This window comes from Desulfosporosinus sp. Sb-LF, assembly GCF_004766055.1.
In the GTDB taxonomy this organism is placed as follows: Bacteria; Bacillota; Desulfitobacteriia; order Desulfitobacteriales; family Desulfitobacteriaceae; genus Desulfosporosinus.
Genome location: NZ_SPQR01000002.1, coordinates 156,409 through 169,573 on the forward strand (window position 1 = coordinate 156,409; position 13,165 = coordinate 169,573).

Here is a 13,165-nt window from a genome sequence, read left to right on the forward strand (position 1 = left end):
CTGCTCAATTGGCGTTAACGTTACAACCTAAGCAACGACGTTCCTGTCATCTCCTTTGGTAGTGGTATCTGAAGTAATTTCAAAATGGTAGGCGCAACGTCGCACAGAGCACCTCCTTCGCGCAACATTTGCCCTTTAAACTTATCGTTGATTAGAATAAAAGGCACTAGATTTGTGGAATGGGCAGTTAGAGGAAGTTGCGTCCTCGGATCCACTTTTTCTTCGGCATTTCCATGATCTGCGGTCACGAGGAGGGTACCGTTCATTTTCTGTAATTCGTCATAAATCTCGCCCATACATTGGTCCACCGTCTCCACCGCTTTGATCGTTGCCTCAAACACGCCCGTATGCCCCACCATATCCGGGTTGGCGAAGTTAAGAATGATCACATCATATGTAGTTTTTCGAAGCTGTTCAATAAGCTTTTGGGTTAATTCCAGCGCACTCATTTCAGGCTGAAGGTTATACGTCGCGACTTTGGGTGAAGGGACAAGAATTCGTTCTTCACTAGGATACGGATCTTCGAGCCCACCATTAAAAAAGAAAGTAACATGCGCGTATTTCTCAGTCTCTGCAATTCGCAACTGCTTTAACCCTTGATCTGAAAGCACTTCTCCCAAGGTATTTTCTAAGTTTTGCTGGGGAAAAGCGACGGGTGCCGAGATCGTTTCATCATACTGTGTCATACAAACATAATGGACATGAGGGCGATTGGGACGTTCGAACCCTGGGAATTCCTCATCTACGAAGGCACGTGTAATTTCTCGTGCCCGATCTGAGCGGAAGTTAAAGAACAGGACACTATCTCCCTCTTGAATTCTACCCACTGGCTTTCCTTCGCCATCAATAATCACCGTTGGAAGCACGAATTCATCGGTCACACGCACATCATAGGAAATCTCCACCGCAGATAAAGCGCCCGCTGCGCGTTTTCCCTCCCCATAGGCCAAGGCTTGGTAACCCTTCTCTAAGCGTTCCCAGCGCTGATCCCGATCCATGACATAATAACGACCGCTCACAGAGGCAATTTTCCCAACTCCCAATTCCATCATCTTTTCTTCGAGCTGAGTTATGTAGACCTTAGCACTCTGTGGTAAGACATCACGACCGTCAAGAATGGCATGGATATACACTTTCTCTAAGCCTTGTTGCTTAGCCATCTCTAGGAGAGCAAACAAGTGTGCAGTATGGGAATGAACCCCTCCATCCGAGAGTAAGCCCACAAGGTGGAAGGCCTTATTATTAAGACGTGCATGGTTCATCGCTTCTAGGAGAACCAAATTCTCGAATAACGTTCTATCGTTAATTGCTTTAAAAATACGGGTTAACTCCTGATAGACCACCCTCCCGGCGCCCAAGTTCAGATGCCCTACTTCAGAATTTCCCATTTGACCATCTGGTAGTCCTACAGCTTCCCCTGATGCTTGAAGTGTGGTGCTAGGGTATGTGCTTTCCAAGCGCCTGAAATTTGGTAAGTTCGCTTGAGCAATGGCATTTCCCTCGCTAGCCACTCGATGACCCCACCCATCCAAAATCATAAGGAGAAGAGGATTTTTAGCCCCCATCTCTATATTCCTTCCACGCGCGCCACAAGGGGGTTTGCGTTATGAATAAGTTTCGAAAAGCCTATAGGGTCAAGGCTAGCACCACCAACAAGTGCTCCATCAACATCCGGCTCAGTCATTAGTTCCGCAATGTTGTCCGCTTTAACACTCCCGCCATAGAGTATTGGCACTCTTTCTGAGGCAAGTCCCATAAGATCGCTTAGGGTGGCTCGAATTGAGGCACACATTTCTTGGGCGTCTTTGCTGGATGCGGTTTTCCCAGTGCCAATTGCCCAGATAGGTTCATAAGCAACGATAACTCGGCTCAAATCCTCTGTCGATAAGCCGGAAAGAGCACGAGACACCTGACCTTGTACCCTCTCTGCTGCTTTTCCTTCCTCACGGACGTTCAGATTTTCCCCCACACAAAGGATGGGCGTTAAGCCCGAGGTCAACGCTTTTTGGACTTTCATCGCAATCTCTTCATCCGTTTCTCCGAACAATTCTCGCCGTTCTGAGTGCCCAATTATGACATATGTACAGGCAACATCGAGGAGCATCTGGGCCGAGATTTCACCAGTAAAGGCACCTTGGTCTGCTGAAGCCATGTTTTGTGCTCCCAAATGTACAATACTTTCTTCCAGTTCATTTTTCAAGGGGTAGAGGGCTGTAAACGGCGCGCAAAGGATAATGTCGAGGTCTGTAACCGCCTTAACCTCTTCCAAGAACTTCACAGCATAGTCCTCTGCCTCGCTAACGGTTTTAAACATTTTCCAATTGCCAGCAATGACCGGCCGTCGATTTGCCACTTATTTATTCCTCCAATTCATATACGAGGTGCGGTGCATTATGTTCCAATCCCCTTAAATCTCTCTAACTCTGCCACTAACTTCGTGTCGATCTCGACCTTGATTTACGCTTTATCCTGAAGTGCGGCAACACCTGGTAACACTTTTCCCTCTAAGAATTCCAGAGAAGCACCGCCCCCTGTTGAAATATGGGTCATCTGATCTGCGACTCCCATTTTCTCCACAGCTGCTACAGAATCCCCACCTCCGACAATCGTGGTTCCTTTGCAGATGGCAACAGCTTGAGCAACCCTCTCAGTTCCTTTGGCAAAGGCATCCATTTCAAAAACACCCATCGGACCGTTCCAAATAACCGTCTTAGCTGTCGCAAGGCGCTCGGCGAATCTCTCGGCACTAGCCGAACCTATATCTAGGGCCATTTCATCGTCCTGAATCTCGGACACACTGACCGTACGGTGAGGCGCATTTGCCTCAAAGGCACGGGCTACCACTACATCGATGGGGAGTTCTAGGGTAACCCCTTTTTCTTTGGCCTTTTCAATAAGTTGCTTGGCTAATTCAACTTTTTCCTCTTCGAGAAGGGATTTCCCCATCTTAAACCCTTGAGCTTTCAGGAAGGTATTCGCCATCCCACCGCCGATAATCAAGATATCGACCTTTTCTAGGAGGTTTTCAATGACGCCTATTTTATCGCTTACTTTGGCTCCGCCGATAATAGCCACAAAGGGACGTTCCGGTCGTTCCAAAGCATTGCCCATAAATTCAACTTCCTTCTGCATAAGGAAACCAGCCACGGCAGGAAGATAGTGTGTAACCCCTTCTGTTGACGCATGAGCACGGTGTGCTGTTCCAAACGCATCATTCACATATAGTTCTGCCAGAGATGCTAGATCGCGGGCAAATGTAGGGTCATTCTTCTCTTCTTCCGCATGAAAACGTACATTTTCTAATAACAGAACTTGACCATCCTGCAACGTGTGGGCTGCTTCAATCACTGGGTCGCCTACGCAATCCTTTGCGAGAACCACGTTTTGCGCTAAGAGCTCACTTAGGTGTTTGGCCACGGGCGCTAAGGAGTAACTTAGATTCACTTGCCCTTTAGGGCGCCCTAAATGGGAAGCTAGAATGATACGCGCGCCCTCTTGAATGAGATACTCAATCGTGGGAAGAGCCGCTCTTATCCTAGTATCATCCGTTATTGCTCCTTGCTTATCGAGTGGGACATTAAAATCCACTCGAATAAGCACTCGTTTTCCACGCACCTCAACCTCTGAAATACTTTTTTTGTCCATCCAAAAATCCCCTTTCACTTTGACCCAAGGGTTCGGGGCCGACTATTCATACTAACTACTATAATTACGTTAAATCCAAAAATATACCTTAGTATGCCAAAAGAAGAAATATTTACTCTCAAATTATTAATTATTCCAATTCCCCAGCCTATAACCATTCTACATTTAACGGCAGTTTCCTGCCCCAAAAGAGGCTTTGTCCTATAAACAAGGAAAGTATGGTCTAATTACCGAGAAATAACCTAATAGTTAGCTTTCTGCTCCAAAGCGCTTGTCCAAGGTTCATCATCCCTGCATTGACGAACTCTACCACCAAAACAGTTGTCGCTGCACTACTTTGAAAGGCACAGTCATGAAGGTCGCATCCATTTCCTACGAAATTTAGAAGCATGTAGTTTCGTCAAACTTATACCTATAGTATGCATAAAAAGCCGCAAATGAACCTGTTTATTCAACAGATTAATTTGCGGCTTCTCTCTATGACTTCAGCCTTTAATATCCACGTCGTGAGCAAGGATATTAGGATAATATACAAATATAATATAGCTTTCGCTGTTGGGAAATCGCTTTAATACCTCTTCCTCACAGAGGCCGCCGCAATCCCCAACTCGTCTCGGTACTTAGCAACCGTTCGCCTGGAAATCTCCATATTCTTGGTTTTGAGAAGATCCGCTAATTTTTGATCAGAATAAGGACTTTTGAGATTTTCAGAAGCAATGATATCGCGCAAGGCTAGTTTGATGCTCTCGGTTGTGACACTTGAGTCGTTATTATGCCCTCGCCCAATGCTATTAGCAAAGAAGAATTTAAATTCATAAATACCCTTAGGAGTTTGAACATATTTATGAGAAGTCGCCCGGCTGACAGTTGACTCATGAACTCCAATTTCCTCGGCAATATCTCTTAATGTAAGTGGTTTTAGGTGACGGGGTCCATGGCGAAGGAATTCTGTTTGCCATCTTACAATAGCATCTGCCACTTTGTAAAGCGTTAGGCGTCGCTGTTCAATGCTACGAATGAGCCAAGCCGCAGCATTGAGTTTTTGTTCTACAAATTTGCGAGTATCCGTTCCCTCATCATGACTTAAAGCGTCACGGTAGGCCTTGTTGATCCCTAAGCGGGGTACCGTAATATCATTGACCAGGATAATAAACTCGCCTTCGATCTCCTCAATAACCACATCTGGAACGACGTAGCGCACATCTCCAGGTCCAGAAAAACGAAGACCTGGCTTGGGATCCAGTTTACGTACTAAATCAGCCAATTCTTGAACACGATTTAAAGGGATTTTCAGGGCATGGGCAATCCGTTGTAGCCGCCCGGCCGCCAAATCTTCGAGGTACTTTAAAAATTCCGATAATTCCGAGGGATAGTCTGGAAGGAGTGGTAACTGTAATCGAAGACACTCCTCTAAATTCCTTGCTCCCACCCCCAAAGGATCAAGACTTTGAACGAAGACAAGAGCTTTTTCAGCCGTTTCGAGAGAAACATTAGTTTCACGAGCAATCTCTTCTAACGATAACATTAGATAACCCTTGTCATTCAAATTTCCAACAATATACTCTGCTACGTGTAAAGAAGAGTCCGTAACCTTTTGGACATGGAGTTGTTCCATCAAGTGTTCTAAGAGAGTAGGTGCCGCAGCTATAAAGGGGTCCATCCGTTGTTTTTCATCTAAAACCACTCGTTCCTGACGAACACTATTCTCATCCTGATCATGGAAATAATCCTGCCAATCTACTTCCCATTTCTCCTCTAACGAGCTTTCCCGTTCCACAGGGGGCTCTGCTTCCTCTTTTGTATCTGGACTTTCTTCCTGAGTTTCCAGTAAGGGATTTTCCAGCAGCTGCTCCTCAACATACGTGGAAAGTTCGAGTGCGGACAACTGTAAAATAGTAATTGCTTGGCGCAATTCCGGAGTCATAATAAGTTTCTGAGTTTGCTCTAGACTCAAGCCATACCCTAACCGCACCTTGTTCCCCCCATATCTCCGATTTACTTTACGGATGCACAACGTTCGAGAACATTTATTGCTTCCTGATGCGCTCAGCTAATTCATCGATCTTTCTCATTCGGTGATTGACGCCGGATTTCCCGACTTTTGGCTTTAGCATTTCTCCCAGTTCTTTTAAACTAGCATCAGGATATTCCAGACGGAGCTCCGCCATATGTTGAAGTTGGGGCGGCAAGGAGTGCAACCCTATCTTCTGTGCAATAAGTTGAATGTTCTCAAGCTGCCGCACAGCGGCATCGACAATTTTATCAAGATTAGCGGTCTCACAATTGACTAGGCGGTTTACCTGATTCCTAACATCCTTGAGAACGCGAACATTTTCAAATTCCAAAAGGGCATGATGTGCACCTATAGAGCCAATAAACTCTACTATCCGTTCACTTTCTTTGATATATACGACATACCAATGCTTACGCATGCTCACTTTGGCCCCTAATTTAAAATGATTAATCAACTGACACAACGCTTTGGCATGTTGCTCATCATTACTGACAATCTCCAAGTGATAGGTACCTTCCGGATTATTAATCGAACCTCCTGCCAAAAAGGCTCCTCGTAAATACGCTTTTTGATCACAGCGTTTTTTGATTAGATTAGGAGCTATCCCTGGATAAATCTGCCCCTCTGCGTCAACAAGACCCAGATTTTGTAGGTCTTCCAACCCACGAGGATAGATTCTAACCATGTACGAATTATTTTTGCGAAGTCGAAGTTTGCGTCGAACTACAATATCCACGGGGCGCCCCAATACATCCTTAGCCAAGTGGTAGATTTTGCGAGCTACTGGAGCACTCTCCGTGGTCACATTCAAAGCGTACTGCTGATTGGCACTGATTTGGAGCGTTCCATCCATGCGTACTAAAGCCGCCAGTTCCGCCATATCACAACAGGACTTCTGACCGCTTAAGCGTGCAAGTTCCTCTTTGGTAACAGCGCTAAAGGACAACTCCCAGCCCCCTTTCTAAGAATCCTCGCGGAGCTTCTGGGTGAGCAAATAAGCATCCACTAATGCAATACGCTCTCCCATGGGTTTTAAGCGAAAAAGCAAACGAATCAGTTCCTTCGCTAACCGATCCGAGTCGTGACGGACCACATTCCCCTCTTGCACTAAGTTAGCTTCAAAATACTTTGCCCCTAATCGCTCAACCTGTTTAGGATCTGCAATGACTGGAACAGCTTCTTCCTGGACGTAACGTTTTAGAATTGGGGCCGTAATTTCTCCCTTAGTGGCAAGTACTGCATTGACAAAGCCTGAACCGCAATGGTCCAGAATTGCCTTAAGGTGGTCTGACACCCGATAACCATCCGTTTCCCCTTTTTCCGTCATAACATTACACACATAGACACAAGGGGCATTCACTTCTCGAATTTTTTCTCTGAGGCCCTCTACCAAAAGATTCGGTAAAACACTCGTATAGAGGCTTCCTGGACCCAGAACAATAAGATCGGCTTCTTCGAGAGCCTTCATGGCTTCAGGTAAGGGAGTACAATTACTGGGTTCAAGGTAAACTCGGTGAATTTTCCCCTCAGTATCTCGAACCGCAGTCTCCCCTGCTATACGGGTACCGTCTTCTAAATCTGCTATGAGCACGACTTGCTCCAAAGTGGAGGGAAACACCTTTCCGCGAATTGCAAACACTTTACTGACCTGTTCGATACCCTTTTGAAAATCCCCAAAGGTATCCGTAAGTCCTGCCAGAAGGAGGTTTCCTAAACTATGACCCTGAAGTGCTCCGCTTTCAAAACGATAAGAGAAGAGTGTGTCCATAATATCCTCGGTATCAGCCAAAGCAACCAGGCAATTTCGTACATCTCCCGGAGGTTGGATACCCATATCATGCCGCAATTTCCCTGAACTCCCACCATCATCGGAAACTGTCACAATGGCCGTTAGATTACACGTATATTGCTTAAGTCCGCGCAGAAGAGCTGAGAGCCCGGTCCCCCCCCCAACCACTACAATCTTCGGTCCTCTGCGTAAATGATGGCGGGCATAAATCATATCCACGATTCTTCCCTCGTTATCTGGCAGTACGGACGAAATAATGGAATAGAGCATGCGTTTAAAACCTATAATGATTGCAAAAATCCCAAACAGACTGATGACGGCTCCCGTTGGTACTGCCGTGTGTTGAGCACTGCCTGTTATTTGATAAATAACTTCTCTGAACTGCAACTCCGCGTAGCCAAGTGCCACTCCATCATTCATGACTGCAAACCCCGTTGCGAAGAGAAAGATGCCCAGAACTGCAAGAATAAACCATCTTTTCACTTTCAGATTGGGATAGAGCCATTTCAGATAACGTGAAAATCCCTCACGTTTTTCAGAGTTCATCTCGCCGTTCCACCTTTTTGATTTCTTTGAGAGTCCCGGTGTTTAACACTAATGGCATAATCGCGTTCGATTAAAAATTGTCCGACTCGTTCTGCTATAGCCACGGAGCGATGTTGCCCGCCTGTACAGCCAATTCCGATAACCAAGTGGGTTTTTCCTTCGATAACATAGTTCGGAAGGATGTACTCGAGTAAGGCCAAATATTTTTCCATAAATTCCTGAGCTATTCGATTTCCAAAGACATAATCTTGTACCAACGTGTGCTCACCGGTCAACGGCCGTAGCATTTCGACATAAAACGGATTTGGTAGAAACCGCACATCCATGACTAGGTCAGCATCCAAAGGAATTCCATATTTAAAGCCAAAGGATATCACTGAAACAGCCATTTGTTCCAGACCCTGTGCTCTTGAGAACAGCTCGGCTACTTGGCTGCGTAGTTGCTGAGCACTTAAGTTAGATGTGTCAATAATATTGTCAGCTCGGATTCTAAGCTCCTCTAATTGCTGTCGCTCGGCCTGTATTCCGTCCAGGACTCGTCCTTGCGGAGAAAGAGGATGCCGACGCCGAGATTCTTTGTAACGACGAATTAACGTTTCATCTGAGGCATCTAGAAAGAGAACTTCGAGATGAAAACCCTCCTTCTCCAGATTGTTCAAGGCCTCACTCAGAGAGGAAAAAAACTCCCCTCCACGCAGATCACACACAATCGCGGCTTTGGAAACCTTTCCTTGGGACTGGGCACAAAGTTCCGCAAATTTCACAAGAAAGGTGGGCGGTAAATTATCCACACAGAAAAACCCCTGGTCCTCCAGACTCTGCATAGATTGAGTTCTTCCCGCGCCAGATAAACCGGTGATGACAACAAGCTCTAATTCATGATTATCCATTCTTTTCACCCCCTCCGCCTTAATTAAGGTTGCGCCTTTGATAAGGTGTTTCCTGCTTGCCCTTGCGCACTAGCCAGTGCATTCTCTGGAGTGGCATTTCCTGCAAGGACATCACCCCACGCTTTATCCTGCAATGGAATCAACTTCCACTCTGGGGCAGTTCCTTCTAAAGCCCACGCTTTAGTAAAAGCAAGATTCGCCTGTGGAAAGACCCCTTTCTGGACCTCAGGACTTCGATAGTACCCCATGTTGGCTGGAAGAAGACGCCCTGCTTGCAACATAGCTCCTTCCACATCTGGCGTGAGTAGTGCTTTTTCAACGGTTTGAATCGCCTGCATCATTGTTTCATTCGTCTTGATCTGAGAATTGGCGATTCCCAGTGTCGTTCCTAAAAGCGGCTGTCCTTGCCCACCCGCCAAATCAGAAAGTGGCACACTCCCCCAGGGTACATTTTGCTGAGTTAAGAGTTTAGCTGAACTTGCGCCCGCGACTAAATAGGGCGTTTGCCCACCGGCAAAGGCAGAAAGTGCCGATGCATCGATGCGAAGTACTTTGGCGTTTTTCCAAGTTGAGAGTTCTTGCAAAAATGCAAGATTATTGGGATCCTCTAAACTTGGATTCCCCCCATTCATTAGCCGCCCGCCTTGCCCACTCCACCAAGCCGACAGTGTTGCAAAATCTGTAGCGACGACGGAAAGCCCTCCTTTAGCTGTGAAAAGATCCGCTAAATTAACCGGAACACTGGCTGTATCCGTTCTAAAATAGAGCAAAGGGACATCTGTCAACCAAGGAAGTGCGTACTCCTTTCCCCCAAATCGGAAGTTTGCCAAGGCAGCTGGAAACCCCTCATGATCAGAATATGCAGTAGGTGCCAATGCCCCTTGTGCATAAAGTTGACGTAGATTCTCCCTAGAAGCAATGAATAGTTCGGGCCCTTCACCACCTGCTTCAGCTTGATAAGCGAAGGCTACAAAGGTTTGTTCTGGCACATAGTTTAGTTTGATCATTACCTCGGGATGTGCCTTCGTAATCGTTTGAACTTGCGTCTGTAGCGCATCCGCCTCTGACCCTTGTAGGGAATGCCAAATATCTACTACTGCCGGAGCCAAACCGCCCGGCTGTCCCGCCTGAGGTGCACTGGCACACCCAGTAACAAGTAAGAATATCGCCACTATAGAAAGCCATCTCAATTTTCACTGCACTCCATTCAAACCTTCGTACCGATAGACCTTTACTTTTCCCTGTTGATAATGGAAAAGATACCAACTTGGCCTGTAGGATTCACCCACATTTAAGACATCTGTGCTGAAATAGGCCACTGCTGTGTTGCGGTTCCATTGACGTCGGTCAATTTCTGTGAACTCTGGAATTACTCGCTTCCAATAATCATTTCTGCGAATCTCTTCCTGCTTGGCCTTCCACTGACCTGCCTTTTCTTCAGTTTCTGCGCTCGCTTCGACACTTAGATAGTCAGGGATGAAGTTTGGGCGCTCCCACAAGAAATAATCAAAGCGCAATGATTCGCGGAGTTTCTCCCACGAAACCACCTCAAGATTCCCCTTCATCTTCGGATCATAAACCGCCTCAATGAATTCCCACAATTTGTCAAAGAGTGCTTTTCCCTGCCATTGCCGTTGAAACCACCCTCTTTGCTGCCAAAACTCAGCAAACAAATGGTAAAAATCAAAAGGAGTAGAAAAGAGTTCCAGAGCTTCATTCAAGGCGTGCGCAAACTTCCCAGAATTATAATATTTATCAAGAAGATCTTCCATGCGATGTAATTGAAGTATTTCACCATGTGACAAGACCTTAGTTTCTAGAATTGTATACGGTGGGTCTGGTGTGAAAACGAGACCATAACAATCCCCGTTCTGGCGAAGTCCCGATCCTTTAAGGACTTTTAAAAAGCCTAGCTGCAACATATCAGGTTTTACTATATAGACATCGTTAAAGGATGTTCGAAAGTTCGTCCAGTTCTCCTCTGGTAATCCCACGATCAAGTCAAGATGAAGTGGTATCCCTAAGGCCTTCATTTCTGGTATATATTTTTTCCACTCCCCAAAGTTTTGCGGACGCGAAACTATTTCAAGGGTCTGTTCGTGTGTTGACTGTACCCCTATTTCTAATTGGATTAAGCCCTTGGGATAGGTCCTAAAATACTCCATCCACTCCTCATCCAGGAGATCCCCTGCTATTTCGCAGTGAACGCGCACCCTTCCAGCATCCGGAAGACTTTCGCTTTCTTCCCGCACGATGTTCAAAATCCGAAATGCATGACGCTTGTTGGCATTAAACGTTCGATCTACAAATTTTATCGTGCGAGCACCGTTTTCTAGTAATTGGCGAAACATCTTGCGGAATCGCTCAGGCTCCAAAAATCGAACCCCCTGAAAGGTTGAGGACAAGCAATACTGGCAGTTGAACGGACATCCCCTAGTCGTTTCCACATAGACAAGCCGACCTGTGAAGTCTTCATACTCCGTATAGAGAGGTGGGAAATCATTTAAATTCAAAGAGACTAGTCTCGGAGGATTGACAACAATCGTTCCGCCATTTGTCCATGCAATTCCGGCAACATGAGATAGATTCGAGCCTTTCTGCCACGTCTGCAGCAACTCCAAAAATGTCTTTTCCCCTTCTCCCAGAACAAGCGCATCCACCTCCGGATGGTCGTGAAGAAACGCCTCGGCCTCGAACGATACTTCCGGGCCCCCTATAACAAACCGCACATTTGGACAAACAGGGCGAAGATGCCTGATCAGAGCCACGATTTCTCGGAGGTTCCAAATATAACACGAAAAGCCAATGACATCTGCCTTGGCTTCATAGATTTCCCCCGCAATTCGCTCGAGGTGTTCGTTTATGCTGAATTCCCGCAGCAAAACGTCCTGGTAAACAGCGACGATTTCTTCTCGCAAATAGCGAAGGGCTAGATTCGTATGGACATATTTAGCATTGAGGGCAACCAAAAGAACACGCAATACCGACACCCCCCTTTGTCATTAGTATATCGGTTTAGCCCTTGCATTGCAATTCCTGTACCAGATTACACGAACTCTTAACACGTCGATAAATGAAGGGATCTGTAATAAACTAAACGATTAGTTTATTACAGATCCCTTCATTTATCTAAAACCAATTATCAGCTATGAAATCCACCAGGGAAGAGGATTGGAGCGACTTTTGGAGTAAGTACCCCAAAGGTGTACCCCTGCTGTTTGAGGTACTCTATTATCTGAGGAAGAGCGTCCACCGTTGTGACCTTTGCCCCGGCATCATGCATCAAGATAATAATCCGCGACTTACCGGGCACTTGAGTTTCAATATTATGAATGAGTTGATTTGCCGGGACGAGAGGAGCTGCAGTATCTCCGCTGCTGACATTCCAATCATAGATTAAGTAATCCGCGGCATCAAGTGCATTGTAGTAATTCACATGAAAATGACCCTGAGTTCCTCCGGGTGCCCGCACAATTTGGGGGCGGGTCCCAATTGTTCTAAAAATGAGTTCTTCTGTTTGTTTGATCTCTGCCAAAAAAGCTTCTGGACTGCGATAAAGCGAACGATAATCATGGGAATAACTATGATTTCCGATTCCCTGCCCCTGTTCAAATTCGGCTTTCAAGAGGTCTGGATACCGCTCTACTTGCCCCCCCAGGACAAAAAAGGTCGCTTTAACTCCCTCATCTTGAAGAATCTTAAGGATTCGAGGGGTCGTTCCTGGATAGGGACCGTCATCAAAGGTCAAATAGGCTATCTTTGGAGGCTCTACATTAAACACTCTCACTCGCATAGCTAGACCGGGTGCACTCGGCGGCGCTCCACCCAAATCATAATAAGGGTGAATCGGGGTTTGGGGGAGAGCCGGTGGGGGTGTAGGCGCAGGGTTGTTGTCACTCTCATCCACTGGAACTAACGGGGATGTTTCGGTACTTAGTTTTGGATCCACTTTCTCTTTCTGTCCTGAGGTTGAAGCCTGCGGTATTTCCGGAGGACGAGGTGTTTCTTTCCTTTCACTGCCCAACTCTGGTGTAGGGGAAGGGGAAGGCACAGTCGTCTCCAATCCAGGAACTCCCTCTTGAGTTTGCTTAGTCGGCTGACACCCGCTCAGATATACACCTGTCAGAAGCACCAACATCACAAGAATTACGCGCCATTTCTGTTGGTGTTTAGTCCACATTAATGTCAGACCCCCTTGCTCTAAGTCGAGGTTTTTGAAGATCACCATCGCACATTTAGTTCTTGGAGACATTGAACTAAACTTCAAAAACCGAGTGAGTC

11 protein-coding genes are annotated in these 13,165 nt (G+C 46.3%); all 11 read right to left on the minus strand.

Features of this window, described 5'->3' with window-relative positions; all coding sequences use genetic code 11:
• Positions 1 to 20: 20 nt before the first annotated feature.
• The gene (gene gpmI / locus E4K68_RS03520; protein ID WP_135377360.1) at positions 21 to 1,565 is read right to left on the minus strand and encodes a 2,3-bisphosphoglycerate-independent phosphoglycerate mutase; all 1,545 of its coding nucleotides are present in this window, start codon (positions 1,563 to 1,565) and stop codon (positions 21 to 23) included.
• 2 nt (positions 1,566 to 1,567) lie between these two features.
• Positions 1,568 to 2,353, minus strand: a complete 786-nt coding sequence (tpiA, locus tag E4K68_RS03525) for a triose-phosphate isomerase (protein ID WP_135377361.1) — start codon at positions 2,351 to 2,353, stop codon at positions 1,568 to 1,570.
• Positions 2,354 to 2,457: 104 nt separating this feature from the next.
• Positions 2,458 to 3,645, minus strand: a complete 1,188-nt coding sequence (locus tag E4K68_RS03530; protein ID WP_135377362.1) for a phosphoglycerate kinase — start codon at positions 3,643 to 3,645, stop codon at positions 2,458 to 2,460.
• 223 nt (positions 3,646 to 3,868) lie between these two features.
• A complete protein-coding gene (locus E4K68_RS03535) occupies positions 3,869 to 4,036 on the minus strand; it encodes a hypothetical protein (RefSeq protein WP_243450253.1) in 168 nt (55 codons plus the stop codon).
• Between the two features lie 177 nt (positions 4,037 to 4,213).
• Positions 4,214 to 5,617: an RNA polymerase factor sigma-54 gene (rpoN, locus tag E4K68_RS03540; protein ID WP_135377363.1), complete on the minus strand. Its 1,404-nt coding sequence runs from the start codon at positions 5,615 to 5,617 to the stop codon at positions 4,214 to 4,216.
• A 55-nt stretch (positions 5,618 to 5,672) separates the two neighbouring features.
• Complete coding sequence (gene whiA, locus E4K68_RS03545; RefSeq protein WP_135377364.1) at positions 5,673 to 6,605, minus strand: DNA-binding protein WhiA; 933 nt, start codon at positions 6,603 to 6,605, stop codon at positions 5,673 to 5,675.
• 15 nt (positions 6,606 to 6,620) lie between these two features.
• Positions 6,621 to 7,994: a gluconeogenesis factor YvcK family protein gene (locus tag E4K68_RS03550; RefSeq protein ID WP_135377365.1), complete on the minus strand. Its 1,374-nt coding sequence runs from the start codon at positions 7,992 to 7,994 to the stop codon at positions 6,621 to 6,623.
• Complete coding sequence (rapZ, locus tag E4K68_RS03555; RefSeq protein ID WP_135377366.1) at positions 7,991 to 8,884, minus strand: RNase adapter RapZ; 894 nt, start codon at positions 8,882 to 8,884, stop codon at positions 7,991 to 7,993. Before rapZ ends, E4K68_RS03550 begins: the two co-directional genes overlap by 4 nt.
• 23 nt (positions 8,885 to 8,907) lie before the next feature.
• The gene (locus tag E4K68_RS03560; RefSeq protein WP_243450254.1) at positions 8,908 to 10,056 is read right to left on the minus strand and encodes an extracellular solute-binding protein; all 1,149 of its coding nucleotides are present in this window, start codon (positions 10,054 to 10,056) and stop codon (positions 8,908 to 8,910) included.
• A 21-nt stretch (positions 10,057 to 10,077) separates the two neighbouring features.
• A complete protein-coding gene (locus tag E4K68_RS03565; protein WP_135377368.1) occupies positions 10,078 to 11,865 on the minus strand; it encodes a B12-binding domain-containing radical SAM protein in 1,788 nt (595 codons plus the stop codon).
• Positions 11,866 to 12,026: 161 nt separating this feature from the next.
• Entirely contained in the window at positions 12,027 to 13,064 is a 1,038-nt protein-coding gene (locus E4K68_RS03570) for a polysaccharide deacetylase family protein (RefSeq protein WP_135377369.1), read from the minus strand.
• Between the last annotated feature and the right edge of the window lie 101 nt (positions 13,065 to 13,165).